This window comes from Lysobacter hankyongensis (assembly GCF_039543145.1).
GTDB lineage: Bacteria > Pseudomonadota > Gammaproteobacteria > Xanthomonadales > Xanthomonadaceae > Lysobacter_I > Lysobacter_I hankyongensis.
In genome coordinates, this window is sequence record NZ_BAABJE010000017.1 from 228546 (window position 1) to 254327 (window position 25782).

The 25782-nt window shown below is 69.4% G+C and carries 22 protein-coding genes; 9 read left to right on the top strand and 13 right to left on the bottom strand.

Annotation, left to right across the window (positions count from 1 at the left end; translation table 11 throughout):
- Positions 1–88 precede the first annotated feature (88 nt).
- From thrA to thrC, 3 genes are read left to right on the top strand one after another with little or no spacing between them, the layout of a single operon-like run.
- Positions 89–2650, top strand: a complete 2562-nt coding sequence (gene thrA / locus ABD974_RS16210) for a bifunctional aspartate kinase/homoserine dehydrogenase I (RefSeq protein WP_345304373.1) — start codon at positions 89–91, stop codon at positions 2648–2650.
- Positions 2647–3621 carry a homoserine kinase gene (locus tag ABD974_RS16215; protein ID WP_345304374.1) on the top strand — a complete coding sequence of 325 codons (975 nt, stop codon included), beginning with the start codon at positions 2647–2649 and terminating at the stop codon, positions 3619–3621. The genes thrA and ABD974_RS16215 overlap by 4 nt, the downstream gene beginning before the upstream one ends.
- Positions 3621–4919 (top strand): threonine synthase, encoded by a 1299-nt coding sequence (gene thrC, locus ABD974_RS16220; protein WP_345304375.1) that lies wholly within the window; start codon positions 3621–3623, stop codon positions 4917–4919. Before ABD974_RS16215 ends, thrC begins: the two co-directional genes overlap by 1 nt.
- 305 nt (positions 4920–5224) lie before the next feature.
- On the opposite strand, the gene ABD974_RS16225 is transcribed toward thrC, so the two are convergent.
- Positions 5225–8404: an efflux RND transporter permease subunit gene (locus tag ABD974_RS16225; protein ID WP_345304376.1), complete on the bottom strand. Its 3180-nt coding sequence runs from the start codon at positions 8402–8404 to the stop codon at positions 5225–5227.
- 93 nt (positions 8405–8497) lie between these two features.
- Complete coding sequence (locus ABD974_RS16230; protein WP_345304377.1) at positions 8498–9622, bottom strand: efflux RND transporter periplasmic adaptor subunit; 1125 nt, start codon at positions 9620–9622, stop codon at positions 8498–8500.
- A gap of 90 nt (positions 9623–9712) precedes the next feature.
- On the opposite strand from ABD974_RS16230, the gene ABD974_RS16235 reads away from it, so the two are divergent.
- From ABD974_RS16235 to ABD974_RS16245, 3 genes are all read left to right on the top strand, one after another.
- Entirely contained in the window at positions 9713–10390 is a 678-nt protein-coding gene (locus ABD974_RS16235) for a TetR/AcrR family transcriptional regulator (protein ID WP_345304378.1), read from the top strand.
- Positions 10391–10568: 178 nt separating this feature from the next.
- Positions 10569–11228, top strand: coding sequence for a protein-L-isoaspartate O-methyltransferase family protein (locus ABD974_RS16240; RefSeq protein WP_345304379.1), 660 nt, complete (start codon positions 10569–10571; stop codon positions 11226–11228).
- 52 nt (positions 11229–11280) lie between these two features.
- On the top strand, positions 11281–12654 hold the full coding sequence (locus ABD974_RS16245; protein ID WP_345304380.1) for a TolC family outer membrane protein: 1374 nt from the start codon (positions 11281–11283) through the stop codon (positions 12652–12654).
- A 121-nt stretch (positions 12655–12775) separates the two neighbouring features.
- Here the strand turns inward: ABD974_RS16245 and ABD974_RS16250 are convergent, their stop codons facing one another.
- Together ABD974_RS16250 and waaA are read right to left on the bottom strand one after the other, a co-directional pair.
- Complete coding sequence (locus ABD974_RS16250; protein ID WP_345304381.1) at positions 12776–13018, bottom strand: hypothetical protein; 243 nt, start codon at positions 13016–13018, stop codon at positions 12776–12778.
- A 234-nt stretch (positions 13019–13252) separates the two neighbouring features.
- Entirely contained in the window at positions 13253–14551 is a 1299-nt protein-coding gene (gene waaA / locus ABD974_RS16255; protein WP_345304382.1) for a lipid IV(A) 3-deoxy-D-manno-octulosonic acid transferase, read from the bottom strand.
- A gap of 72 nt (positions 14552–14623) precedes the next feature.
- Here waaA and lpxL point away from each other — a divergent pair, with 72 nt between their 5' ends.
- Positions 14624–15535 carry an LpxL/LpxP family Kdo(2)-lipid IV(A) lauroyl/palmitoleoyl acyltransferase gene (gene lpxL, locus ABD974_RS16260; protein WP_345304383.1) on the top strand — a complete coding sequence of 304 codons (912 nt, stop codon included), beginning with the start codon at positions 14624–14626 and terminating at the stop codon, positions 15533–15535.
- On the opposite strand, the gene ABD974_RS16265 is transcribed toward lpxL, so the two are convergent.
- From ABD974_RS16265 to ABD974_RS16275, 3 genes are read right to left on the bottom strand one after another with little or no spacing between them, the layout of a single operon-like run.
- Entirely contained in the window at positions 15526–16872 is a 1347-nt protein-coding gene (locus tag ABD974_RS16265; RefSeq protein WP_345304384.1) for an O-antigen ligase family protein, read from the bottom strand. The genes lpxL and ABD974_RS16265 overlap by 10 nt on opposite strands.
- Positions 16869–18023, bottom strand: coding sequence for a glycosyltransferase (locus ABD974_RS16270; protein ID WP_345304385.1), 1155 nt, complete (start codon positions 18021–18023; stop codon positions 16869–16871). Before ABD974_RS16270 ends, ABD974_RS16265 begins: the two co-directional genes overlap by 4 nt.
- A gap of 25 nt (positions 18024–18048) precedes the next feature.
- Entirely contained in the window at positions 18049–18240 is a 192-nt protein-coding gene (locus tag ABD974_RS16275) for a zinc-finger domain-containing protein (RefSeq protein ID WP_345304386.1), read from the bottom strand.
- A gap of 347 nt (positions 18241–18587) precedes the next feature.
- Between ABD974_RS16275 and ABD974_RS16280 the strand changes: the two genes are divergently transcribed.
- Positions 18588–19235: a glutathione S-transferase family protein gene (locus tag ABD974_RS16280; protein ID WP_345304387.1), complete on the top strand. Its 648-nt coding sequence runs from the start codon at positions 18588–18590 to the stop codon at positions 19233–19235.
- Between the two features lie 62 nt (positions 19236–19297).
- On the opposite strand, the gene ABD974_RS16285 is transcribed toward ABD974_RS16280, so the two are convergent.
- Together ABD974_RS16285 and ABD974_RS16290 are read right to left on the bottom strand one after the other, a co-directional pair.
- Positions 19298–19918: a YceI family protein gene (locus ABD974_RS16285; protein WP_425562721.1), complete on the bottom strand. Its 621-nt coding sequence runs from the start codon at positions 19916–19918 to the stop codon at positions 19298–19300.
- Positions 19919–20010: 92 nt separating this feature from the next.
- On the bottom strand, positions 20011–20601 hold the full coding sequence (locus ABD974_RS16290; protein WP_345304388.1) for a malonic semialdehyde reductase: 591 nt from the start codon (positions 20599–20601) through the stop codon (positions 20011–20013).
- A 109-nt stretch (positions 20602–20710) separates the two neighbouring features.
- On the opposite strand from ABD974_RS16290, the gene ABD974_RS16295 reads away from it, so the two are divergent.
- Positions 20711–21685 (top strand): mitochondrial fission ELM1 family protein, encoded by a 975-nt coding sequence (locus tag ABD974_RS16295; protein ID WP_345304389.1) that lies wholly within the window; start codon positions 20711–20713, stop codon positions 21683–21685.
- Position 21686: 1 nt separating this feature from the next.
- Here ABD974_RS16295 and ABD974_RS16300 read toward each other — a convergent pair whose 3' ends face one another.
- The 4 genes from ABD974_RS16300 to glnE form a co-directional block, all read right to left on the bottom strand.
- Positions 21687–22034, bottom strand: coding sequence for a hypothetical protein (locus tag ABD974_RS16300; RefSeq protein WP_345304390.1), 348 nt, complete (start codon positions 22032–22034; stop codon positions 21687–21689).
- On the bottom strand, positions 22031–22426 hold the full coding sequence (locus tag ABD974_RS16305; protein ID WP_345304391.1) for a phage holin family protein: 396 nt from the start codon (positions 22424–22426) through the stop codon (positions 22031–22033). The genes ABD974_RS16300 and ABD974_RS16305 overlap by 4 nt, the downstream gene beginning before the upstream one ends.
- Positions 22427–22440: 14 nt before the next feature.
- Positions 22441–22752, bottom strand: coding sequence for an ElaB/YgaM/YqjD family protein (locus tag ABD974_RS16310; protein WP_345304392.1), 312 nt, complete (start codon positions 22750–22752; stop codon positions 22441–22443).
- A gap of 166 nt (positions 22753–22918) precedes the next feature.
- Positions 22919–25759, bottom strand: a complete 2841-nt coding sequence (glnE, locus tag ABD974_RS16315) for a bifunctional [glutamate--ammonia ligase]-adenylyl-L-tyrosine phosphorylase/[glutamate--ammonia-ligase] adenylyltransferase (RefSeq protein ID WP_345304393.1) — start codon at positions 25757–25759, stop codon at positions 22919–22921.
- Positions 25760–25782: the final 23 nt, after the last annotated feature.

Genomic DNA, 25782 nt, shown 5'->3' on the forward strand with positions numbered 1-25782 from the left:
TCGACTTCCGCCCCGCACCCGACCAGGGTCCGCGGGGCTGGCACCCGACGGACATGAAGATGCGGGGCTCCCACCAGGAGCTTGACCCATGGATTCGCCCGCGCAACACGCTTCCGCCGAACGCCCCGCGCAACGCCCCGCGCCCGAACCGGCGCAGCCGCGCCATCGCGCGCACAAGTTCGGCGGCAGCAGCGTCGCCGATGCCGACCGCTACCGCCACGTCGCCGCCCTGCTGCAGGACGCCGCGCAGCCGCGCGCCGTGGTGGTCTCGGCGATGCAGGGCGTCACCGACGCATTGACCGCGCTGGCCGAATCCGCGGCGGCCGGCCGCGACTGGCAGGACGCGTGGTCGGCACTGCGCGATCAGCATCTGGCCACCGCGTATCGTCTGGACGGCGCCGATCGCCACGCACTGGTGTCGTGGCTGGACGCCGAATGCGCGATGCTCTCCGCATTGCTCACCCGAATCGCAGAGGATGGCGCAGAGGGCAGCGCGCTCGACGCGCACGATTTCGCCGCGGTACAGGGCCTCGGCGAAGTGTGGTCGTCGCGGCTGCTGCAGGCCGCGCTCGGCGGCGAAGACGCCGGCTGGGCCCGGCTCGATGCCCGCGAAGTGCTGGTCGCGCATCCGGGCGAACTCGGCGTCGCCGTGGACTGGCCGCGCACCCGCGAGCGCTTCGCCGCGTGGCGCGCGCATCATCCACAGCCCGACGTGGTGATCACCGGCTTCGTCGCCCGCGACGCCGACGGCCGCCCGGCCACGCTCGGCCGCAACGGCAGCGACTACTCCGGCGCGATCTTCGCGGTATTGTTCGACGCCGAAGATCTCACCATCTGGACCGACGTCGACGGCGTGCTCAGCGCCGATCCGCGACTGGTGCCCGACGCCGTCTGCCTACCGGCGATGTCCTATGCCGAAGCCTGCGAACTCGCGTATTTCGGCGCCAAGGTGCTGCACCCGCAGACGATGGCGCCGGCGATGCAGGCGCGTCTGCCGATCCTGATCCGCAACTCGCGCAATCCCGCTGCGCCAGGCACGCGCATCGCCGACGATGCGCAGCGCACCGGCGCATCGCCGGTGAAAGGCCTGAGCCTGGTGCGCGACATGGCGCTGCTCGAACTCTCCGGCGCCGGTCTGATCGGCGTGCCCGGCACCGCCGAACGCATGTTCGCCGCGCTGCATGCGGCCGGCGTGTCGGTCACCGTGATCTCGCAGGGCTCCAGCGAACATTCGATCTGCTGCGTGGTGCCGGCGGCGCAGGCGGAACGCGCGCGCGACGCGGTGCGCGACGCCTTCGGCGAGGCCATCGCCGACGGCCAGGTCGAAGGCGTGGACGCCACCCCGGGCATCGCCGTGCTCGCCGCGGTGGGCGACGGCATGGTCGGCATGCCCGGCGTATCCGCGCGGCTGTTCGAAGGGCTGGCGCGGGCACGGGTGAACATCCGCGCGATCGCGCAGGGCGCGAGCGAACGCAACATCTCGGTCGCCATCGACGACGTCGACGCCGTGCGCGGTCTGCGCGCTGCGCACAGCGCGTTCTGGCTGTCGCCGGCGACCCTGTCGGTCGGCCTGATCGGCCCGGGCAACGTCGGCCGCGCGCTGCTCGCGCAGTTGGCCGATGCGCTGCCGCGCTTCGCCGACGAGCCGCGGATGGAACATCGCCTCGACCTGCGCCTGCGCGCGGTGGCATCGAGCAGGCGCATGGCGCTGGCCAACGGACGCCTCGATCCGGCCGCCGCGATCGACGCGCTCGCCGAGGGCGAAGCACTCGACCTCGATCGTTTCGCCGCGCACATCCGCGCCGAACATCTTCCGCACGCGCTGATCGTCGACTGCAGCGGCAGCGACGCGGTCGCCGCGCGCTATCCCGAATGGCTGGCGATGGGCATCCACGTGGTCACGCCGAGCAAGCACGCCGGCAGCGGCGACTGGGCGCGCTACCGCGCGATCCGCGAGGCCGAGAAACGCGGCGGTCTGTTCCGCTACGAGGCCACCGTCGGTGCAGGCCTGCCGGTGATCCAGACCCTGCGCTCGCTGCTGGACACCGGCGATGCGCTCACCGGCATCGAAGGCGTGCTCTCGGGCACGCTGGCGTGGCTGTTCAACCGCTACGACGGCAGCGTGCCGTTCTCCGCGCTGGTCGCCGAAGCCAAGGGCCTGGGCTACACCGAACCGGACCCGCGCGACGACCTCAGCGGCACCGATGTCGCGCGCAAACTCGTGATCCTGGCGCGCGAGGCCGGCGCCTCGCTGTCGCTGTCCGACATCGACATCGAAAGCCTGGTGCCCGCGGATCTGCAGTCGGTGTCGCGCGAGGAATTCCTCGAACGGCTGTCCGAACTCGACGCGCCGATGCAGGCCCGACTCGACGCCGCGCGCGCGCAGGGCCGCGGGCTGCGCTATCTCGCGCAGCTCGATGCCGATGGCCAGGCGCGGGTGGGCCTGGCGATGCCCGAACCGGGTCACGCCAGCCTGTCCAGCCGGCTCACCGACAACCTCATCCAGTTCCGCACCCGCCGCTACGCGCACAACCCGCTGGTGGTGCAGGGCCCGGGCGCCGGCGCCGACGTGACCGCCGCGGGCGTGTTCGGCGATATCCTCGCGATCGCGGGCACGCTCGGTGCGCGTCCTTTCGGAGCCCACGCATGAGCGCATTCCCGGCCGATGCCGAACCCCGACAGCGACGAGCCGCCGACGCCGTCGCGCGCGCATTCGCGCCCGCCAGCGTCGGCAACATCGGCGTCGGCTTCGATCTGCTCGGTCACGCCATCGATGGCCCGCGCGACATCGCGATCGTGCGCCGCATCGACGCGCCCGAGGTGCGGATCGATGCGATCCGCGGCAACGTGCCCGGCGTCGACGCGCTGCCGCTCGAGGCCGCGCGCAACACCGCCGGCCGCGCGCTGATCGCGCTGCGCGACGCGCTGGACTTGCCCTGCGGTTTCGCGATCGAACTGGAGAAAGGCATTCCGCTGGGCTCCGGGCTCGGCGGCTCGGCGGCCTCGTGCGTAGCCGCACTGATCGCCGCGAACGCACTGCTCGACACGCCGCTGTCGCGCGACGCGCTGTATCCGTTCTCGCTGCAGGGCGAAGCCGTCGCCAGCGGCAGTCTGCACGGCGACAACGTCGCGCCGATGCTGCTCGGCGGCGTGGTCCTGGCGACGCAGGAACGGATGATTCCGCTGCCCGTGCCAAGCTGGCTGCACTGCGTGGTGGTGCATCCCGACCAGGTGCTGGAAACGCGTCGCGCGCGTGCGGCGCTGTCCGACCCTTATCCGCTGTCGCAGTTCGTCGCCCAGAGCACCCATCTCGCGCTGTTCCTCACCGGCCTGCAGCGCGGCGACGCGCGCATGATCCGAGAAGGCCTGCACGACGTGCTGGTCGAGCCACGGCGCGCCCCGCTGATTCCCGGCTTCGCCGCGGTCAAGCAGGCCGCACTCGATCACGACGCACTCGGCGCCAGCATTTCCGGCGCGGGCCCGAGCGTGTTCGCGTGGTTCGCGTCGAAGGCGAAGGCGGAAGCGGCAGCGCCCGTGATGCGTGCGGCCTTCGTCGCCGCGGGCTACGACGCGCGCGCCTACGTGTCGCCGGTCGCGGCCCCGCGTGCGGAGGTGCTCTGATGCGTTTCGTCAGCACCCGCGGCGGCACACCGCCGACCGGCATCGATGCGGCCCTGATCGCCGGCCTCGCGCCCGACGGCGGCCTCTACGTGCCGGAACGCATTCCCGCCTTCGCGCCGTCGACGACGCAGACCGCATCGCCCTCGCTGGCCGCGACCGCGACCGAAGCGCTGGCACCCTTCTTCGTCGATTCGTCGCTGCGTGAACGCCTCCCCGCACTGTGCGCGCGCGCCTACGATTTCGATGCACCGCTGGTGCCGATGCGCGGCCACGGCGATCATCTGCTGGAACTCTTCCACGGCCCGACCGCCGCGTTCAAGGATTACGCCGCGCGTTTCCTGGCCGAATGCCTGTCTGCGCTGCGCGCGCCGGATGCACCGGTCACGACGATTCTCGTCGCCACCTCCGGCGATACCGGCGCGGCGGTCGCGGGTGCGTTCCATCGCCGCCCGGGGTTCGAAGTCGTCATCCTCTACCCCGACGGCCGCGTCTCGCCGCGCCAGGCGCACGGACTGGAATGCTGGGGCGACAACGTGCGCACGTTCCGGGTCGACGGCAGCTTCGACGATTGCCAGCGCATGGCGAAGACCGCGCTGTCCGACCGCGACCTGCGCGAACGCATGGCGCTGACCTCGGCCAACAGCATCAGCCTCGGCCGGTTGTTGCCGCAGCTGGCCTACTACGCGCACACCGCACGCAATTTTTTCGCGCAGCACGGGACCGTGCTGAATCTGATCGTGCCCACCGGCAACCTCGGCAACGCCGCCGCCGCACTGCTGGCGAAACGGATGGGGTTCCCGATCGGCGACCTCGTGCTCGCCACCAACGCCAACGACGTCCTGCCGCGGTTTTTCGCCGGCGGCGACTACGCGCCGGAAGCGACGAAGGCGACGCTCGCCAACGCGATGGATGTCGGCGCACCGAGCAATTTCGAACGCCTGCGCCACTGGCACGCCGACGACGCCGCGCTGCGCGCCGCGGTATCGGCGCATGCGGTCGACGATGCGACCATTCGCACGACGATTGCCATCGCCCCGGAACGCCACGGCATCGTCCCCTGCCCGCACACCGCCTGCGGCCTGCACGTGCTGGACAATCTTCGCGCACAGGGCGATACGCGCCCCTGGGCGGTCGTCGCGACCGCGCACCCCGCGAAGTTCGACAGCATCGTCGAACCGCTGGTGAGGCATGGGGTGGAAGTGCCGCCGGCATTGGCGGATTGTCTTGCGCGGCCGGCGTATGGCGAAGCGCTGACGGCGGACGATGCGGCGCTGCGCGAGCGGTTGCTGAGCCGGTAGAGCGGCCTTTAGGCCGCTGCTTTCGCTCGCGTGCACGGGGGCAGCGGCCTGAAAGCCGCTCTACCAAGATATGCCAGCGCGACGTCGGGAGCGCGATGCATCGCAGACGGCGTCATCGCCTCATCGTGAAATACGGCTGGATGCGATGCTCGAAAGCAGGTCCCTCGCCTGCGGCTCGGGATGACAGGCATTGCCACTAGCGCAGTCCGGTACAAACCGGAAATCGCAACCCGGGCCGCCCGCGGTGGGAGGGGGAGGAAGCCGCGGGGCGGCCCGGATGCGAAAGCGCGAAACGAGAAGAACGATCAGGCGGCCGTGCCGGTACCGACTTCGCTGGCGCGCACGCGGAACCAGGCGGCGTACAGCGCGGGCAGGAACAGCAGCGTGAGCGCGGTGGCGACGATCAGCCCGCCCATGATCGCCACCGCCATCGGCCCGAAGAACGCGCTGCGCGACAGCGGCACCATCGCCAGGATCGCGGCCAGCGCGGTCAACACGATCGGACGGAAGCGGCGCACGGTGGATTCGACGATCGCGGTCCAGCGGTCGTGGCCGCTGGCGATGTCCTGTTCGATCTGGTCGACCAGGATCACCGAGTTGCGCATGATCATGCCCGACAGCGCGATCACGCCGAGCATCGCGACGAAGCCGAACGGCACCCGGAACACCAGCAGGAACAGGGTCACGCCGATCAGGCCGAGCGGTGCGGTGGTCATCACCAGAAACACCCGCGACAGGCTGCGCAACTGCAGCATCAGCAGCGTGATCACCACGAACACGAACAGCGGCATGCCGGCCTTGATCGAATTCTGGCCGCGCGCGGAATCCTCGACGCTGCCGCCGACGCTGAGCTGATAACCGCTGGGCAGCTTGGCGCGAATGCCATCGAGCGTGCCGTCGATCTGCTTCGTCACCGTGTCCGGCGTCAGTCCGTTGCCGATGTCGGCGCGCACGTTGATGGTCGGCAGGCGGTTGCGATGCCAGATCACGCCGTCCTCGAACGTCGATTCGAGCCGCGCGACCTGCATCACCGGCACGGTGCCGCCCTGGGTGGTCGGCACCGCGAGGCTGCCGAGCAGTTCCAGCCGCGCGCGTTCTTCTTCCGGCCCGCGCAGCAGGATCTCGATCAGTTCGTTGTCCTCGCGATAGGTGCTCACGCGCAGGCCCGACAGCGAGCTGGACAGGAAATTGGCCAGATGCTCGGTGCTCACGCCGAGGGCGCGGGCGCGGTCCTGATCGATGACCAGGCGCACGATCCGGCTCTGCTCGCCCCAGTCGAGATTGACGTTGATGACGTTCGGATTCTCGCGGACCTTCGCCATCACCTCTTCCGCGATGGCGCGGACGCGTTCGACGTGTTCGCCGGAGATGTGGTACTGGATCGGATAACCCACCGGCGGGCCGTTTTCGAGCCGGGTCACGCGCACCTGCAGTTCGGGGAACTGCAGGCGCACGTCGTGCATCAGCCATTCGCGCAGCGTTTCGCGCGCGTCGATGTCGCGGGTGCGGACCACGAACTGGGTGAAGTTGGACGCCGGCAACTGCTGATCCAGCGGCAGATAGAAACGCGGCGAACCGGTGCCGACGTAAGCGACGTAGTTCTCGACTTCCCTGCGGGTGGAGAGCAGTTTCTCCAGCCGGTGCGCCGCGGCCTCGGTCGCCTTGAGCGAACTGCCTTCGGCCAGCTCCACGTCGATCATCAGTTCCAGCCGGGTCGAATCCGGGAAGAACTGCTGCGGCACGAACCGGAACAGCGCGATCGAAACCACGAAGGCCAGCAGGGTCGAACCGATCACCAGCCAGCGACGCCGGATGCACCAGCGCACGACGCCGCGGAAGCGCTGGTAGAACGCGGTGTGATAGGGATCGTGCGCGTGCGCGCCTTCGGCCGCGACCGGCGCCGGACCGAGCAGACCGGCGTACTGCGGCCAGCGATCGGCGAGACGCTCGCGGAACGCGCGGATGCGGCCTTCGAGCGACCCGGGTTTCGGCAGGGCGTTCGGCTCCGGCAGCATCTTGTCGCCGAGATACGGAATGAACAGCACCGCCGCCACCCACGACACCAGCAGCGCGATCGTCACCACCTGGAACAGCGACCGCGTGTACTCGCCGGTGCTCGACGCCGCGGTCGCGATCGGCAGGAAGCCGGCCGCGGTCACCAGCGTGCCGGTGAGCATCGGGAAGGCCGTGCTTTCGTACGCGAACGCCGCCGCGCGCAGGCGCGAATAGCCCTGCTCCATCTTGATCGCCATCATCTCGACCGCGATGATCGCGTCGTCGACCAGCAGGCCCAGCGCCAGCACCAGCGCGCCCAGCGAGATCTTGTGCAGGCCGATGCCGAAGTACTGCATCACCGCAAAGGTCATCGCCAGCACCAGCGGGATGCTGACCGCGACCACCAGCCCCGTGCGCAGGCCGAGCGAGAAGAAACTCACCAGCAGCACGATGATCACCGCCTCGGCGAGCACGCGCAGGAATTCGCCGACCGAATCGCGGACCGCGGCGGGTTGATCGGCGACACGATGCAGCTCCATGCCGACCGGCAGGGTCGGACGCAGGCGTGCGGTCGCTTCGTCCAGCGCCTGACCGAGCTGCAGGATGTCGCCGCCGTGCTTCATCGACACGCCGATGCCGATGGCGTCCTCACCCATGTAACGGATGCGCGGTTGCGCGGGATCGGCATAGCCCCGGGTGACCGTGGCGATGTCTCCGAGCCGCAGCGTGCGGTCGCCGACGCGGATCGGGAAGGCGCGGATCTCCTCCACCGACCGGAACGCGCCGGTCACCCGCAGTTGCACGCGGTCGGTGCCGGTCTCGAAGAAACCCGCAGCGGTCACCGCGTTCTGTTCGGCCAGCGCCTGCTGCACGACCGGCAGCGGAATGCCGAGCGTGGCGAGCTTCGTGTTCGACAGTTCGATCCAGATCTTCTCGTCCTGCAGGCCGATCAGCTCGATCTTGGCGACGTTCGGCACGCGCTGCAGTTCGAGTTCGAGGCGCTCGGCGTAGTCCTTCAGCAGGGCATAGTCGAAGCCCTTGCCGGAGAGCGCGTAGATGTTGCCGTAGGTGTCGCCGAATTCGTCGTTGAAGAAGGGGCCGACCGTGCCCTCGGGCAAGGTCGGGCGGATGTCGCCGACCTTCTTGCGCACCTGGTACCACAGCTCGGGCAGTTCGCGGCTGTGCATCGAATCGCGCGCGATGAAGAACACCTGCGATTCGCCGGGACGGGAATACGAGAGCACTTCCTCGTAGTTGCCGGTCTCCATCAACTTCTTTTCGATGCGATCGGTGATCTCGCGCGAGACATCCTCGGCGGTGGCGCCCGGCCAGATCGTGCGCACCACCATCACCTTGAAGGTGAACGGCGGGTCTTCCGACTGGCCGAGGCTGCGATACGACATGAATCCGACGATCGCCAGCACCAGCATCATGTAGAGCACCAGCGAACGGTTCGCCAGCGCCCACTCGGAAACATTGAATCGACGCATGCTCAGCCCTCCCCGCGGATGCGTCGGGTCGGCACGGGCACGCGGCAATCGCGGATCGCGCCGGAACGGTCGATGCTCATGTCGGCGCTCCGGTCAGTTCGACGCGATCGGGCGATTGCTGCGATCGACCGGGATCACGTCCTGGCCTTCGTGCAACAGATGGCCGCCCGCCATCACCACCCAGTCGGCCGGCTTCAGGCCGGAAAGGACCGCAGCGCCATCGGCGGCGTAGGGGCCGGTTTTCACGGCCACGCGACGCACCTTGCCCGCCTTGGGATCGACCACCCAGACGATGGTCTTGTCGCCGTCGCCGCGGTGCAGGGCCGACAGCGGCAGGCGCATCGCGCCGACCTCGCCGCCTGCGGGAATGTAGACCCGCGCGCTCTGGCCGAGATCGATGCGTTGGCCCTCGGCGCCGTCGAGCGTCGCGCGTGCGGCGTAGGTGCGTGCCTGCGGATCGGCCGCGGGCGCGATCTCGCGGATGCGGCCCGGAATGCGTACGCCGGCGGCGCTCCACAGTTCGATCAGTACCGGCTGGCCGACCTGGAAATCGCGGATATTGCTTTCCGGCAGCGCGAAGGCGACTTCGCGGCCGCCGTCGGCGGCCAGCCCGAACACCGCCTGCCCGGCGGCGACGACCTGCCCGGCTTCGGCCTGACGGCTGGCGATCGCACCGTCGCGCGGCGCACGCAGTTGGCTGTAGCCGGCCTGGTTGCGGGCAAGATCGAGTTGGGCGCGCGCGGCGCGGGCATCGCCTTCGGCGGCGCGCAACGCGGCGGTCTGCTGGTCGAGCGCGGAGCGGCTGACGAGTTGATCCTTGGCGAGGCTGGCGATGCGGGCATGATCGGCACGCACGCGGGCGAGCTGCGCCTCGGCGGCCGAGGATTGGGCCTGCAGCGCCTCGACCTGCAGCCGCAGGTCGCCCGGATCGATCTCGGCAAGGACATCGCCGCTGCGCACGCGATCGCCGACATCCACAAGACGACGCACCAGTTTGCCGCCGACCCGGAACGACAGCGCCGTTTCCTCGCGGGCGCGGATTTCGCCGGCATAGGCGGTCAGGTTGTCCTGACCGTGACCGGAGACGGCTCCGGCCCGCGCCACCAGCACCGGCCGTGCCGACGAGGGCGTTCGTTCACCATTGCCGCATGCGGACAGGACCACCGCCACCAGCAGCATTCCCGCCGCCTTCAAGCCCGCTTTCCTGTCGATCGCCATGGTGCTGCCTCGTGTGCCCGGGATCCGGGATTAATGAACTTGCCGGTATCGTATAAATAACAAACCAATTAGTCTAGTATTGAAACCATGATGGCAACGAACCACCCGCCCGAGCCGAACGACGCGCCCAAAGCGGCGGGTCCCGGCCGCCCCAAGGATCTCGGCAAGCGCGCCGCGATTCTCGATGTCGCCAAGCGCCTGTTCTCCCAGCACGGCTTCGACGGCGTGAGCATGGACCAGATCGCCGCCGATGCCGGCGTGTCCAAACTGACCGTCTACAGCCATTTCGGCGACAAGGATTCGCTGTTCAGCGCCGCGATCCGCGCAAAATGCGAGGAACAGCTGCCGACGACGCTGTTTCTGGCCGGCCTGGAAGGCGACCTGCGCGAACAGCTCACCGTGATCGCCCGCGCATTCTTCTCTCTCGCCGCCAGCGAGGAAGCCATCGGCATGCAACGCATGATGATGATGCCGGGTACCGGCGACGACCATGTCCGCGAGCTGTTCTGGCAGGCGGGCCCGCAGCAGGTGAAGGACACCTTCGGCGAATTCCTGCGCGCATGCGTGGCCCGCGGCGAACTGCAGGTCCCGGACATCGCCCGCGCCTCGTCGCAGTTCTTCTGCCTGATCAAGGGCGAAATGCACATGCAGATGCTCTGCGGCATGTGCGCCGGTGCGCCTTCGAACAGCGAGGTCGAATGCCATATCGAAGCGACCGTGGACCTGTTCCTGCGCGCCTACGGCACCGGTCGGAGCCCCCGGGAATGACTCCCGTGACCGCGATTCCAGGCCCAGCCGAGCCCGTGACCACGGTCCCGGTGACTTCCGGCACTCAGCCGAAAACCCCGGTTGAAGCGATGCTGACGTCAACGGACGCAGCGCTGCCCCGTTAAACTTGCCCTCCTGAACCAGACCCGCGAACACAGCCGCTGCGAGAGACACGAGCATGACGATCGATTACGCCAAAGCCCGAGAAACCATGGTCGAACAGCAGGTCCGCCCCTGGGACGTGTTCGATGCCCGCGTCCTCGAAACCCTGGCGCGACTGCCGCGCGAGCGTTTCGTGGTGGAGGCGCACCGCGCGCTGGCCTACGCCGATCTGGCGCTGCCCATCGGCCATGGCGAATCGATGATGAAGCCGGTGCTGGAAGGCCGCACACTCCAGGCGCTGTCCATCGCCGCGGGCGAGGACGTGCTGGAGATCGGCGTCGGCAGCGGTTACCTCTCGGCCTGTCTCGGCAGCCTCGCGCGGGACGTCGTCGGCCTCGAACTGCATGCCGACCTGGCCGAGACCGCGCGCCAGCGGCTGCAGGCGCAGGGCATCGGCAACGTGCGCATCGATGTCGCCGATGCCTTCGCCTGGGACGGCGAACGCCGTTTCGACGCGATCTGCGTCGGCGGAGCGGTCGCGACAGTGCCCGTCCACTTCCTGAAATGGTTGCGCCCCGGCGGCCGCATGTTCCTGGTCCACGGCCGCGCCCCGGCGATGGAGGCGGCCCTCGTGAAACCCGCGGACAACGCCGCCGGTTTCGAGATCGAATCGCTGTTCGAGACCGAGCTGCCGTATCTCGTCGGCGGCGCCCCCATTCCGCAATTCCATTTGTGATCCGACCGACCCGCGGACGCGGATCGTCCAATCAAGATCAAGAAGGAACCCCATGACTCGCCGCCCCCTCGCCCTCGCCCTCGCATTGCTGGTGCTGCCGCTCGGCGCGCAGGCCGAAGACCTGCTCCAATCCTACGAGCTCGCGCGCAACAGCGATCCCCAGTTGTCCGCGGCCGAAGCCAATCGCCTGATCTCACGCGAAGGCGCGGTGCAGGCGCGCTCGTTGCTGCTGCCGCAGGTCAACGGCACGGCGTCCTATACCCGCTCCGACGGCGACGACGAGTCGTCCGCGCCCACCGTCTCCGACGGCAGCAGCGACTCGACCACCCGCGACATCGGGGTCCGTCTGAACCAGATGGTGTACGACCACAGCGCGATCAATCGCGCGCGCAGCCAGAACGCCTTGGCGCAGGCCGGCGACTTCCAGCTCGAGGCGGCCGGCGACCAGCTGATCACGCGCACGTCCACGGCGTATTTCAACGTCCTGATCGCGATGGAAACCCTGGCCGCGGCGCAGGCGCAGGAAACCGCACTGAAGAAGCAGTTCGATTTCGCGGACAAGCGCCTCGAAGTCGGCCTGGCGCCGATCACCGACGTGCACGAAGCCCGCGCGCAGTACGATCGCGCCCGCGCCAACACCATCGTCACCGCCAACGCGCTGGAAGACGCATATCGCGCGCTGGAAGAGATCACCGGCCGCGACGTGCGGGCGCTGAAGGCGCTGCCGCAGGATTTCCAGCCCGAACTGCCCTCTTCGATGGACTCGGAAGGCTGGGTGCAGTCCGCGCTGGACAACAATCCGAGCCTCAAGGCCCAGGAATATCGCGTGAAGTCGGCCGAATCCGGCATCGAAGTCGCGCGTGGCGGACACTATCCCACGGTGTATTTCGGCGCCAACCTCGGCCGCACCCGCACCGACGGCGACTCCACCGACAATCTGCTCAACGCCACCGCCGACTTCGAGCGCGAAAGCGCTTCGCGCAGCCTCGGGCTGACGCTGTCGATCCCGATCTTCGCCGGCGGCGGCACCCAGTCCGGCGTGCGCCAGGCCATCTCCCAGCGCGATGCCACCAGCGACGAGCTCGAACAGCAGAAACGCGCGCTGGTTCGCAACACCCGCAACGCCTATCGCACGCTGGTCGCGGGCGTGAGCGAAGTCGAAGCGCGCAAGGCCGCCGTGTTCTCGGCGCGCAGCGCGTACGAAGCTTCGCAGGTCGGCCTGGAAGTCGGCACGCGCACGGTGCTCGACGTGCTGAACAATCAGCAGACGCTGTTCAATGCCGAGCAGGAATACGCCCAGTCGCGTTACAACTTCCTGCAGAACCGGCTGTTGCTCGAACAGGCCGCCGGCACGCTGGATATCGAAGACCTGCAGGACATCAATCGCCTGCTGACCGTGGATGCGGCGCCGAAGTCTTCGCCCTGACGGCATCCGATCACGGCGCATCGAACGAAGGGCCGCACCGCAAGACGCGGCCCTTCGGCGTTTTCCGGGCGAGGGAATCCTCGCGCCGCAGCGGAGATCGCGCGCTGCGGCATGCGCATCGTCAATCGGAGCTGCAGTTTCCGCCGACGCAATACGTGGCGCCGAACAACATCCAGCCCTCGGGCGTGCACAGGTAGTACAACTGCGCATAACCGCCCAGGATCGGCAGATCGATCACCTCGGCCGACCACACATTCGCTTCCGTGCAAAGTGACAGTTCCGTGGCAGCCTGCGCCGGTGCCGGCGCGGCCATGCCGAACGCCAGCGCGGTTGCCGCCAATGCAGTGAGAACAGCACGTCGCATGACACGTCTCCTCATCTTCAACGGGGTTGCGGTGGACATCGCCGACAGGCGATGCCCCGCGCCATCTTTGTAGCGCGACGGCTTTCGCGAAGAGTCGATCCGGATCAAACAAATGGGACTCAACAGAAAACCGTTTCGATCGACAACGCGTTTTTGATCGAGCCCATCGACTCCGATCGCATGCGACTGCGGCTTCGATCAAGCGATTGGATCGGAAGATGCGAATCGATCCGTTCAGATCGATCGATCGACCATCTGCATCGTGCGCCGCAGCGCGCCACGCCCCTGTTCGACCAGCGCGCGCCCCGCTTCGGCCATGCGCATGCGCGCATCCGGATCCGACAACAGCGTTTCGAGCTCCGCGGCCACCGCGTCGGCGTCGGCGGCGATGCGCACGGCGTCGGCCCTGCGCAGTTGTTCGGCGATGTCGCTGAAGTTGTGCAGATGCGGGCCGGTGACGATGGCGGTGCCGACCGCGGCGGGCTCCAGCAGATTGTGCCCGCCCACCGGCTGCAGGCTGCCGCCGACGAAGGCGACATCCGCGCAGGCGTAGAACAGCATCAGCTCGCCGAGCGTATCGATCACGAACACCGCGTCGTCGGCTTCCGGCGCCACGGTGAGCGTGCGCGTCGCCACCTGCAGTCCGGTTTCGATCGCCAGCTGGGTCGCGGGACGGAAGCGTTCGGGATGCCGCGGCGCCCAGAGCATCAGCAGATCGGGCCAGCGCAGGCGCAGCCGGCGGTCGATCGCGAGCACCAGCGCTTCTTCGTCCGGATGGGTGCTGGCCGCGATCCAGACCGGGCGCCCGGGAATGCGGCTGCGCAACGCCAGCGCCGACGTCGCGATGGTCGGATCCACGCGCATGTCGAATTTCAGATTGCCGTAGACGACCAGTTGGTCTTCGCGGGCGCCCAGTCGCGCGAAACGCCCGGCGTCGGCATCAGACTGCGCGGCGACGGTGCGCAGCGTGCGCAGCGCGCGGCCCACCAGCGGACGCAGCGCGCGATAACCGCGCAGCGAACGCTCGGACAGCCGGGCGTTGATGAGATGCGCCGGAATGCCGTGGTCGCGGCAGGCGAACAACAGGTTCGGCCACAACTCGGTCTCGACGATCAGTGCGATGCACGGCTTGAAATGGCGGAGGAATCGGCCGACCGCGCCGGTGAGGTCGTAGGGCAGATAGACATGCGCCACGCGCGTGCCCCAGAGCGCGCGCACCCGGTCCGAACCGGTCGGCGTGATCGTGGTCACCAGCACCCACCGGCGCGGATATTCGCGCAGCAGCGCATTGATCAGCGGCGCGGCGGCGTTCACTTCGCCCACCGACACCGCATGCACCCAGAGATGATCGCCGCCTTCCGCGGTGGTGCCGTAGCGGGCGTAGCGCTCGTGCCAGCGCAGCAGATAGGCCCGCTGCCGGAAACCGCGCCAGATCAGGTGGTAGACGGTGACCGGCAGCAGCAGATACAGCGCGGCCGAATACAGGCCGCGCAGGGTGAGTTCGATCGTGCGCTCGAAGGTGCCAGCCCGCATCGGCACAGGATACCGGGTCGCGATGATCGGTGACGCGGGTCGAAGCGCGGGGCCGCGCCCTTACAATGCGCCATGTCCTTCACGTTCGACGCCCCGCCGCCCCGTTCGCCCCGACACTGGCCCACGTGGCTGGGCATCGGCGCGCTCACGCTGCTGGCGCGGCTGCCGTGGCCGCTGCAGCGTGCGCTCGGCGGCGCCATCGGCAACATCCTGCGCTGGACGCTGCGCGATCGTCGGCGGGTCGCCGCACGCAATCTCGAACTGTGCTTTCCAGAATTGGACGCCGACGCGCGCGACGCCCTGCTGCGCCGCCACTTCGCGGCGCTGGGCATCGCGCTGTTCGAATTCGGCCGCGCCTGGTGGGGCTCGGTGGCACCGCAGCGCCTCGGGCTGGTGGTCGAAGGCGTGGAGCACATCGAGCGCGCGCGCGCCGCCGGCCGCGGCGTGATCGTGGTCTCGGGACATTTCACGACCCTGGAGATGTGCGCGCGACTGGCCTGCGACCACGTGCCGCTGGCTGGCATGTACCGGCCCTATCCGCAGCCGGCGATGGAATGGGCGGTGCTGCGCGGGCGTTCGCGCTACGCCGCAGGCATGTTCGCCAAGGACGACGTGCGCGGCGTGGCGCGGCATCTGAAACGCGGCGGCCTGCTGTGGTACGCGCCGGATCAGGACCCGAGCAAGGGCGACAGCGCGTTCGTGCCGTTCTTCGGGCAGCCGGCGAAGAGCCTGAAATCGACTCATCAGCTGGCGCGCCTCTCGGGCGCGGCGGTGGTGATGTTCCAGCACTTCCGTCGCGACGACGGCGGCTACACGCTGCGCTTCTGGCCGGCATTCGACGCGTTTCCTTCCGACGACGCCGATGCCGACACCGCGCGGGTGATCGCCGCGATCGAGACGATGGCGCGCGAGGCGCCCGAGCAGTACCTGTGGATCCACCGCCGCTTCAAACGCCGCCCGGACGGCGGGCGCGTTTACGACTGAGCGGCAACCGGTGCGGGCGTTTCCCGACCGAGCAGACTCCCCGCGTACAGCGCCGCCAGCAGCAGCGTCGCCCCGCCCCAGAACGTCGAATAGAACGCGAGGTGGGTGTTGAACGGGAACACCGTCACCACCAGCGCCAGCATCGCCGGCTCGGCCGCGCGGCGGCCCGCAGGCTCGGCGTAACGCCATGCGCGTCGCGCCGTCGCCACGCCGGCCAGCCACAGCAGCAGGCCGATGACGCCGGTTTCGCTGAGGATTTCCAGCACGATCTGATGCGCGTGCAACGCCGGCCCCAGGCCCCATTCGGCCAGCGCGCCGGATTCGGGATCGCAGGCCGGGAACGCCTCGCGGAATCCGCGCGGACCCACGCCGTTGACCGGATGCGATGTCGCGATACACCAGGCTGCGCCCCAGATCCGGCCGCGCCCGGACAGCGCGCTGTCGACGCCGTCGCGATCCGCACTGAAGGCATGCGTGGTGCGCTCGATGCGTTCGCGCACCTGCGGCGACACCACGCCGAGGCCCAGCAGCAACACGGCGCCGAGGGCGAACACCGCCAGCAACCGTTTGCGGCCGAGCAGCCGCCAGCCGGACAGCAGCAGCACGAGGCCATAGGTGATCCACGACGCGCGCGAACCGGCGAGCAGGATCACCAGGCCGATCAGCGCCGCGGCGACAAGCCAGCCCCATTGGCCGAATCGACGGCCGGCCATGTAGAGCGCGAACGGCGACAGGCTGGCGAGGACCACGCCGAGCTTGAGATTGCAGGGCCCGAGCACGCCGCCTAGACGATCGAGCAACAGGTAGTCGTTGGCGTCGCAGAGACGATGTCCGCTGATCGCGAGCTTCGCCGCATCCATGCCGGCGAACAGCAGGCTGGTGCCGGAGATCGCCTGGATCAGCGCATCGAGGCTCCAGGCGCCGACGATGAGGGCCAGACCGCCGAAGGTGATGCGACGCCCGCGCGCATCGGCCACCGCGGCCGCGGCCAGCCACAGGAACGGCAGATAGCGCAGATCCGATGCCACTTCACGGAAGGCACGCGTCCGGTCGATCGCGTCGATCGCGCCGATGAGTTCCGGTAGCCAGTAGGCGAAGAACATCACGCTGGTCAGCGCCCACGCCTGCGCGCCGAGCAGCGCGCCACCGCCACGGAAGCGCACGAACAGCAGCCGGCCCAGGGCGACCAGCGCGCCGAGCCCGAGCACCGCTTCGGCGACACCCGGCGCCGGCCACAGCGCGACGAAGGCCAGCACCCAGAACGGCGCCCAACGCCAGCCCGCGGGCAGCGCGGGCGCGGTGTCGATGTCGTTTGCGATGGTGGGTGCGGCGGTCATTCCGGACAGAGTTCGCGATAACAGGCCAAGGTCGCGGCCTGCATCGTTGCGAGCGAATACCGCTGCAGCCGCTGCGGCATCGTAGCGGGCTTGGCCTGCAAAATCTTGGCCTGCGAAATCTCGGGCTGCAGAAGCATCGCGCCTGCGGCGCGCCGCAGCGCGTCCGCGTCGAACGGCGCCACCGCGCCCGCCGGCTGCAGTTCGCGCAGCAATTCGCCGACGCCGCCGTGGGCCCAGCCGACCACCGGCCGACCGACCGACAGCGCTTCGATCACGGTGCGGCCGAAGGCTTCGGGTTTGCGCGACACCTGCAGCACCAGATCGCTCGCGGCGTAGGCTTCGGCGATCGCGGCGGTGGGTGGCGTGATCGCCAGCGCGTCGGCGCATCCGGCCTGCGCGGCGTCGCGTTCGAGACCGGCGATGTAGGCCTCGCGCCCGGGTTCGCGCGCGCCCGGCATCCATAGCCGCGCATCGAGCCCATCGCCGCGCAGTGCGGCCAGCAGCGCCAGCGCATCGGCATGGCCCTTCAGCCGCGTTCCGCGTCCCGGCAGCAGCAGCAGCGGGCCATCGCCGCCCAATGCGGGATGCAGCGCGGCGATCCGCGCCCGCGCCGCGCGGTCCGGATGCGGGGCAAACGGAAACGCGGCGGGATCGATGCCGCGCGGAATCGTGCGCAGCACCGCCGGATCGGTGCTGGGGTAATGCCGCAGCACATGCGCGCGGACGGTGTCGGACACGCAGATCACACGCTCACCGGCGGCCATGATCGCGCTGTAGCGCGACGGCGAATTCAGTCCATGCACGGTGGTGACGAAATGCGGTCGCCGCGCCGCCGGCATGCCGCGCAGCGCGAACCGGCCGACCCATGCCGGCAGCCGCGAACGCGCGTGGACGATGTCGGCGCCGCTGTCGGCGAACAGCGCGCGCAGACGGCGGACATGGCGGAAGGTGAGCGGCGATTTGCGGCCGATGTCGAGCGCGATGTGTTCGGCGCCGGCAGCTTCCAGCGCCGGCACGAGACGGCCGCCGGCGGACACCACGATGGCGCGATGACCCGCGCGGACCAGCGCATCGGCGATCTCGAGGGTGGAACGTTCGACGCCGCCGGACTGCAGGGCCGGCAGCAGTTGCACCACGGTCAGGCGACGCATGGTGGGATCTGGCGAGGAGGCGGATTCAGTCGACGAGATGGTAGACCGCGCCGCAGTACGGGCAGGTCGACGTGCCGCCTTCGGCTTCGATCGGCAGATACACCCGCGGATGCGAATTCCACAGCGCCATCTCGGCGGTCGGGCAGCTCAGCGGCAGGTCGCCACGGCGGACTTCATAGCGTTGCTGGGCGTTGGCTTGGGTGGGCTGGGCGGTCATGGCGGTCATCCTGCGCGGAAGCGGCATTTTAGAGCGTGTTATGTACTTTTTCATGCGTCGCGTTGCGCAGCCTGTGGCGTCGAGACAAGGTTCCGTGGCGCAGCCTTGGCTGGTGGCCAAGGCAAGCCGCGGGCCGCAGGATCGGCGCCACAGGGGCGCAACCCGGAGGGAAGGTCGTCTGCGGGCCCGATCCGGCGTTGCGCACCTTGCCAAGGCCACCAGCCTTGGCCGCGGCGCGCGCCTTGGCTCAGGCCCGCAGACGACCTTCGCGGCACATGAAAAAGTACATAACACGCTCTAACCCGGCCGCGACGCTACGATGCGCGAACCGCCCCAGGGATCGCGCCATGTCTTCCACGATCGAGATCGTCGGCCGCCAGAGCTCGCACTACACCCGTCAGGTCCGCCTGCTGGCGCACGAGCTGGGCGTGGACTACACACTGCAGCCCATCCACGACCTGCTCGGCGACGACCCGGCCGCGTTCGCCGGCAATCCGGCGCTGAAACTGCCGGCCGTGCGCCAGGGCGACGTCGTGGTCTGGGGCAGCCTCAATGCCTGCCGCTGGATCGCGCGGCAGGCGCCCGACGGCGCGATGCGCGTCGCCTGGCCCGAAGACGCCACGACACCGCTGCTGATGAACGCGCACGAGGTGGTGGCGCATGCGATGGCCGCGCAGGTGGAAGTGGTCTTCCACGAGATCGTCTCGAAACGACCGGCGGACGCGACCTCGCGCAAGCGGCGCACCAGTCTGGCGCGGTGCCTCGACTGGCTGGACGCGCATCTCGATGCGATCCATTCCGAGCTGCCGGCGGAAAAGATCGCGCTGTTCGATCTCGGGCTGTTCTGCCTGCTGGAACACCTGCCGTTCCGCAATCCGATGGATCTCTCGCGGATGCCGCGGCTCACCGGATTCGTGGGCGAATTCGGCCTGCGCGCGTCGGCGCAGGCGACGCCCTATCGCTTCGACGCACCGCCGCCGGAAGCCGCAGGCTGAAGCCGCAACGGAAACGGGCCGCGCGAGGCGGCCCGTCTTGGGAAATCATCGCTGGCTGTCGATTACTTCGTCGACCCGGCTTCGGCGGCCGGCGCCGGCTTCGGCACGATCGCTTCGGTCGTGATCGACAGCGTGACTTCGTCGCTGACGTTCGGCGCGTACTTGCCGACGCCGAAATCGCTGCGCTTGATCGTGGCGGTGGCCGCGAAACCGGCGGCCTCACGCTTGGCCATCGGCTGTACGCCGATCTTGTTGATGGTCACGTCGAGGGTCACCGGCTTGGTGATGCCCTTGATGGTGAGATCGCCGGTGACCGACAGCTTGCCCTGGCCGGCGGCCTTCACCGACGTGCTCTTGAAGGTGATGGTCGGGAATTTTTCGGCGTCGAAGAAATCGTCACTGCGCAGATGGTCGTCGAAATCGCCGACATGCGAATTCAGGCCCGACAGCGGGATCGTCACTTCGACCTTCGACGCGCCGACCTTGTCGGGATCGTAGGTGATGAAGCCGTCGACCTTGCCGAAATGGGCGATCGGGTTGGAGAAGCCGAAATGGCTCCAGCTGGCGACCACGTCGGTGTGGTTGGCGTCGATCTTGTAGGTCAGCGGCGCGGCGAAGGCGACGGTGGAGGCCATCGCGAGGGCGGCGGCGAGCAGCGGGCGCTTGAACAGGGCGGGTTTCATCGGAATTCTCCTGGAAACGGAAGGGGGTGCAGCGAAGAGGGCGTGAAGGCGTAACACAGAGGCGGCAGGCCGCCGAAACGGTGCGCGGAACGTCACTCGATGCGACAGGCTTCGTCGAAGCCCAGGCGCGGCGAGCGGGGGAAAATCGAGGTCGGGTCGCCCTTGCCGAGGTTGACCAGGAAGTTCGAGCGGATCGCGGTGCCGGCGAAGAAGGCCTCGTCCAGCAGCGCATTGTTGAAGCCCGACATCGGGCCGCAATCGAGGCCGAGGGCGCGGGCGGCGAGGATCAGGTAGGCGCCCTGCAGGCTGCCGTTGCGCAGGGCCACGGTCTCCAGCACCGGCTCGGGCTTGCCGGCGAACCAGGACCGCGCATCGGTGTGCGGGAACAGCACCGGCAGCTTGTCGTAGAAGGCCATGTCGTAGCCGACGATGACGGTGACCGGCGCCGCGAGGGTCTTGTCGCGATTGCCCGGATCCAGCGCAGGGGCGAGGCGGGCCTTGGCCTCGGGCGACTTCACGAACACGAACCGCGCGGGGCCGGCGTTGGCGGCGGTCGGGCCCCACTTCAGCAGATCGTAGAGACGCTGCAGGGTGGCGTCGTCGATGTCGCCCGAAAAGGCGTTGTAGGTACGGGCGCTGCGGAAGAGCTGATCCAGAGCGGTGTCGTTGAGCGAAGAGAACATCGGCGGAGTCGTCCCGGGCGTGTGAAGATGAAAGCGAGGCGGCAGTGTAGAGTCCGCGCAGGCCCGTGGCAGCGGCACCGCGAGAACGTATCGGGTCAAATCCGGAACAATGAGCAATCAAACCGTCGATTCAACCCATATTTGTGCTTTCAGCGATGGCCGCGCCGGGAATACGCGTCAGGCCGAAGCGCTGGCCACCCTGATCGCGAACGATGGCACTCCGGCTTCTCATCACCTTCTGATGCCACGCGCACCGTGGCGCTGGGCCGCGCCGCGGCGTCTGCCCGGTGTCGCACATGCCTTTGGCCCGGACTTCGCCGCCCGTCTGGCATCGCCGCCTCGGATCGCCATCGGCTGCGGCCGCCAGGCCGCGCTCGCCACCCGCCTGCTGCGGGAACGCGGCGCCCGCGCCGTGCAGATCCTCGATCCGCGCCTGCATCCGTCGCACTGGGACCTGGTGGTAGTGCCGGAACACGACCGCCTGCGCGGATCGAACGTCATCCCCATGCTCGGCAGCCTGCATCCGGTCGACGATGCGTGGCTGGCGCAGGCGCGCGCGGACTTCTCCGCGTTCGCGGCCCTGCCCGCGCCGCGCACCGCCTTCCTGCTCGGCGGCATGAGCGCGCACGCACGCTTCGACCGGATGGCGTTCGAGGTGATGGCCGCGAAATTCGAAGCGGTGCTCGCCCGCGACGGCGGCAGCGTGCTGCTCACGACCTCGCGCCGCACGCCGAAGGAACTGCGCGATGTGCTCCGGCATCGTTACGACGGCACGCCCGGCGTGGTCTGGCGCGATGCCGCGGACGGCCCGAACCCGTATCCCGGCCTGCTCGCCTGGGCGGATCGCATCGTGTGTTCGCCGGATTCGGTGAACATGATCTCCGAGGCCTGCGCCACCCGCGTACCGGTGTTCGTGTTCGACCCGCCGCGCGTCCATGGGCGTCCGCGCGCCTTCCTCGATGCCCTGCTCGCGCGCGGCCGCATCCGCGCGATGGACGCTCGGCTCGATGCGTTCGACGTGGAACCGCTGCGCGAGACCGCGCGGGTGGCGGCCGAAGTGCGCGCGCGGCTGATGCCGGGTTAACTTAACGCCTCGTCCGCTCGACGGCCGACGAGCGCGCAGCGCGCAGGCCGACGACCACCGCGGCCACCGCGACTGCAGCCAGCACCGGCCGGCGCTTCAACGACCGGACCGCGCCGAGCGCGAAGGCGGTGACCCAGGGTTTGCGCGCGAGCGCGGCGAGCAGACCGACCCAGCCGCTGCGTCCCGCCAACGCCGCACCGATCCCGCCGGCGGCGTTGCCGAAGGAGCGGAGACGGTCGGTGCCGCCACGCAGTTCACGCATCGCCGAAGCCACTTCGGCGCGTTCGACGGTCGCGCGCATGCGCAGCATTTCCATGCGCAGTTCGCGCATCTTCGCCTGATCGCTCATGGCGTCTCCCCGGCGTCGCCGCGGCCGCGCCCGGCGAGGAACGCGTCGCGATCGTTGGACAATTCGCGCAGGGTCTCGGACAACACCGGCGGCGCGGCCGCCATCTCGGCGGCGAGGGTGCGGAACATCCAGATCGCGCCGATGGCATACAGCGCCACCAGCACCGCGAGCGTGATCCAGCCAAATCGCGGCCACAACACCACCGTCAGCAATGCCGAACCCGCGATCAACGCCACCAGCGCCAGCACCGCGCCCGACAGCGCCAGCATCAGCCAGCGCATGAATTGGGCGCGGGTCTGAGCGAGTTCCAACGATGCGAACTCGGCGCGCGAGACCAGCAGATTGACCGCGGCCGCCGACAGGCGGCGCACGGAAGCGAACGGGGACGCCATGGCCCGGGGGCGGCTCAGCGCCGCGAGACGAGCAGGCCGACCAGGAAGCCGACGCCCGCGGCGACGCCAATCGCGCCCCACGGGTGCTCATGCACCAGATCGTCCGCGGCGCGCGCGGCGGCCTTGGTGTTGGCGGCGACCGCGGTCTGGGCGTCCTGCATCCGCTGCTTGGCGCGACCCAGCGCTTCGCTGGCGCGTGCGCGGAGCGCCTGCGCGCGCTCGCCGGTGGCGCCGGCGGCTTCTTCCAGAATGGCCTCGACATCCTCCAGCACGACCTTGGCGTCGGTGACGAGCTCTTCGGTGTCCAGATAGTGGTTCTTCGACATGTGCATCTCCTTACGGGGGTTGGCGGAGTGGTTGGCAAGAACGGGAGTCGAGCATAGCGCGCATCGCCGATGGAATCGCAAGCGCATTCGATTCCCGTGCGATCCGGTTGCGATACGCGTCAGGAACGCGGCGGATGCCCGCCTGCGGACAGGCATCCGGCACGAATCATGCGCCTTCGGCGTGCAGAATGCCGTGCGTGGCCGCGATGACGACGCGACGCGCGGCATCGAGCCCTTCGCTGCCAGCATCGACGATCCGCGCCCGGCGGTCGAGCGTGCAGGCCAGCCCGGCGCCGAGCAGCGCATCGTGCGCCGCATGCAATCGCGCCGCGATCTCGGCGTCCAGCACCGCTTCCGCGCGCAGCGCATCGATCAGACCCGGCGTATCGCGCGGCGCGAGCAGGGCGGGCCTCGCCTCGGCCTCGCGCAGCACGAGGTATTGCAGCAGGAATTCGAGGTCGACCAGGCCGCCCTGCCCCTGCTTGAGGTCGAAACGGTCCGTACCGGAACGATCCAGCTCCGCACGCATCCGCGCGCGCATCGCGGCCACATCCTCGCGCAATTTCGCGGCATCGCGCGGCTGCGCCAGGGTGTCCGCGCGTACCCGTTCGAACGCGGCGCGCAGATCCGCGTCGCCGGCGATGGCGTGGGCGCGCACCAGCGCCTGATGTTCCCAGGTCCAGGCGCGATGACGCTGATACTCCTCGAAACTGGCGAGCGTGGACACCAGCAATCCCTTGGCGCCGTCGGGCCGCAGGCGAACGTCGACGTCGTACAGCCGGCCCGCGCCGGTCGGCGCGCCCAGCAACGCGACGATCTTCTGCGCCAGGCGCGCGCTCCAGCGCGGGGCGTCGAGCGCACGCGCGCCGTCGGACACCGCGTCCGCGGGCGCGTCGTAGACGAACACCACGTCGAGGTCGGAGCCGAAACCGAGTTCGCGGCCGCCGAGGCTGCCGTAGCCCAGTACCGCGAAACGGAAACCGTCGATGCGGCCGTGCTGCGCTTCGAGCTCGCGCAGCGCCAGCCGGTAGACCGCCGCCAGCAACGCATCCGCCAACGCCGCCAGCAGCCGCGCGGTGTCGACGGCGCGCATGCGCCGGTCGAGGGTGACCAGGGCGATGCGGAAGCTCAGGGTCTGCCGGGCTTCGTTGAGCGCCAACAGCGCCGCTTCCGAATCCTCCGCCTGCAGCGCGGCGTCGGCCGCGGCGGCGAATGCCTCCGGCTTCGGCAACGGCCCGGCGACACGGATGTCCAGCAGCTCGTCCAGCAGCAGCGGATGCGCGGCGAGGCGGTCGCCCAGCAAGGCGCTGCGCGCCAGGGTATCGACCAGCCGCGACAGCGCCGCGGGCTGTTCGTCCAGCAAGGCGAGATAACTCGCGCGGCGCAGGATCGCCTGCAGCAGCGCCAGCGCGCGCCGCAGCGCCAGCAGCGGTTCGGCCGACCCGGCCACGCCCGCCAGCAGCGCCGGCATCAGCCGATCCAGCCGCGCGCGGGCGGCATCCGACAGATCGCGCACACCCGGCGCGCGCGCGAAATCGCGCAGCGCGCGATCGACCTCGGTCGCATGGATGAAGCCGGCATCGCGCAGCGTCCGCGCCGCGTCGTCGTCCTCGCCGTCGCGACCAGCACCGTCGCGCAGCCCGCGCCAGTAGGACACCAGCGCATCGGGCTGCGCCGCGCGCCCGCGCGGCGCGAGCAGCGCGTCGAACTCCTGCGTCACCCGTTCGCGATGCGCCTGCAGCCGGGCATGCAGCGCATCCCAGTCGGCTTCGCCGAGCCCCTGCGCAAGTCGCGCCCGGGTCGCCGGGTCGTCCGGGAGCCGCTGGGTCTGCGCGTCGCCCAGCATCTGCAGCCGGTTTTCGAGCAGGCGCAGAAAACGATACGCCGCCAGCAGCGCGTCGCAGGCCTCCGCGGACAGATGGCGCGCATCGCGCAGCGCCGACAGCGCAGGCTGCAACCGGCGCTCACGCAGCGCGGGCTCGCGCCCGCCGCGGATCAACTGCAGCGCCTGGGCCAAGAATTCCACTTCGCGGATGCCGCCGGGGCCGCGCTTGATGTCGTCGGCCATGTCCTTGCGCGCGACTTCGGCGGCGATGCTCGCCTTCATCTCGCGCAGGCCGTCGAGCGCGCCGTAATCGAGATAGCGCCGATAGACGAACGGCCGCAGGGTGTCGAGGAAACGCGCGCCGGCGTCGAGGTCGCCAGCCACCGGCCGCGCCTTCTGCCAGGCGTAACGCTCCCAGTCGCGGCCTTCGCGCTGGAAATACTGCTCCATCGCCGCGAACGACAGCGCGATGCGGCCGGCGGTGCCGAACGGCCGCAGGCGCAGGTCCACGCGATGACAGAAGCCTTCCGCGGTGACTTCGTCGAGCAGCTTCGCCAGTTGCTGGCCGAGCCGGGCGAAGTAGTCCTCCGCCGCCAGCGCACGCGATCCGTCGCTGTCCCCGTCCTGCGCGTAGGCGTAGACCAAGTCGATGTCGGAACTGAAGTTCAGTTCGCCGCCGCCCAGTTTGCCCAGCGCGAACACCACCAGCCGCACCGACGCACCGTCGGGATCGCGCACCGTGCCGAAGCGCTCGGCGAAATCGCGTTCCAGCGCCGCCAGCGCCGTCTGCAGGCAGGTTTCGGCCAGCGCGGTGATGCAGGCCAGCGTCTGGTCCAGCGTGTCCAGCCCATGCACGTCGCGCCAGATCAGTCGCACCGACTCGGCCTGGCGATAGCGCCGCAGCAGGGTCGGCCATTCGGCGCGCAGATCCGCGGTCAGGGCCGGCATCGGCGCCGACCGCGCGCCGTCGTCGGCCAGCAGCACGGGCAACAGTGCGGGCTGGCGCAGGCAGACGTCGACCGCGAAATCGCTCACCAGGGCCAGGGCGCGGACGCGCGTCTCGGCGGCCGCCGGCCAGTCCGCATGCGCCATGCGCAGACGGGCAACGGCACGGTCGATGCGCGCGACGATGGCGGCAGAGGCCGCGGTCGGTTCGACGGAGGAAAGCTCGGCGGGGTCCATGCACGGATTCTGGCATCTCCCGC

Bases quoted from the DNA above. Each gene is read 5' to 3' on its own strand.
- ABD974_RS16275 (WP_345304386.1), bottom strand. From the start codon at position 18,240: ATGACCGCCCAGCCCACCCAAGCCAACGCCCAGCAACGCTATGAAGTC.
- ABD974_RS16265 (WP_345304384.1), bottom strand. From the start codon at position 16,872: ATGACCGCCGCACCCACCATCGCAAACGACATCGACACCGCGCCCGCG.
- ABD974_RS16270 (WP_345304385.1), bottom strand. From the start codon at position 18,023: ATGCGTCGCCTGACCGTGGTGCAACTGCTGCCGGCCCTGCAGTCCGGC.
- ABD974_RS16235 (WP_345304378.1), top strand. From the start codon at position 9,713: ATGGCAACGAACCACCCGCCCGAGCCGAACGACGCGCCCAAAGCGGCG.
- ABD974_RS16290 (WP_345304388.1), bottom strand. From the start codon at position 20,601: ATGTTCTCTTCGCTCAACGACACCGCTCTGGATCAGCTCTTCCGCAGC.
- ABD974_RS16305 (WP_345304391.1), bottom strand. From the start codon at position 22,426: ATGGCGTCCCCGTTCGCTTCCGTGCGCCGCCTGTCGGCGGCCGCGGTC.
- ABD974_RS16285 (WP_425562721.1), bottom strand. From the start codon at position 19,918: ATGAAACCCGCCCTGTTCAAGCGCCCGCTGCTCGCCGCCGCCCTCGCG.
- waaA (WP_345304382.1), bottom strand. From the start codon at position 14,551: ATGCGGGCTGGCACCTTCGAGCGCACGATCGAACTCACCCTGCGCGGC.
- ABD974_RS16230 (WP_345304377.1), bottom strand. From the start codon at position 9,622: ATGGCGATCGACAGGAAAGCGGGCTTGAAGGCGGCGGGAATGCTGCTG.
- ABD974_RS16280 (WP_345304387.1), top strand. From the start codon at position 18,588: ATGTCTTCCACGATCGAGATCGTCGGCCGCCAGAGCTCGCACTACACC.
- glnE (WP_345304393.1), bottom strand. From the start codon at position 25,759: ATGGACCCCGCCGAGCTTTCCTCCGTCGAACCGACCGCGGCCTCTGCC.
- ABD974_RS16295 (WP_345304389.1), top strand. From the start codon at position 20,711: ATGAGCAATCAAACCGTCGATTCAACCCATATTTGTGCTTTCAGCGAT.
- ABD974_RS16245 (WP_345304380.1), top strand. From the start codon at position 11,281: ATGACTCGCCGCCCCCTCGCCCTCGCCCTCGCATTGCTGGTGCTGCCG.
- ABD974_RS16310 (WP_345304392.1), bottom strand. From the start codon at position 22,752: ATGTCGAAGAACCACTATCTGGACACCGAAGAGCTCGTCACCGACGCC.
- ABD974_RS16215 (WP_345304374.1), top strand. From the start codon at position 2,647: ATGAGCGCATTCCCGGCCGATGCCGAACCCCGACAGCGACGAGCCGCC.
- ABD974_RS16225 (WP_345304376.1), bottom strand. From the start codon at position 8,404: ATGCGTCGATTCAATGTTTCCGAGTGGGCGCTGGCGAACCGTTCGCTG.
- ABD974_RS16240 (WP_345304379.1), top strand. From the start codon at position 10,569: ATGACGATCGATTACGCCAAAGCCCGAGAAACCATGGTCGAACAGCAG.
- lpxL (WP_345304383.1), top strand. From the start codon at position 14,624: ATGTCCTTCACGTTCGACGCCCCGCCGCCCCGTTCGCCCCGACACTGG.
- ABD974_RS16300 (WP_345304390.1), bottom strand. From the start codon at position 22,034: ATGAGCGATCAGGCGAAGATGCGCGAACTGCGCATGGAAATGCTGCGC.
- thrA (WP_345304373.1), top strand. From the start codon at position 89: ATGGATTCGCCCGCGCAACACGCTTCCGCCGAACGCCCCGCGCAACGC.
- ABD974_RS16250 (WP_345304381.1), bottom strand. From the start codon at position 13,018: ATGCGACGTGCTGTTCTCACTGCATTGGCGGCAACCGCGCTGGCGTTC.
- thrC (WP_345304375.1), top strand. From the start codon at position 3,621: ATGCGTTTCGTCAGCACCCGCGGCGGCACACCGCCGACCGGCATCGAT.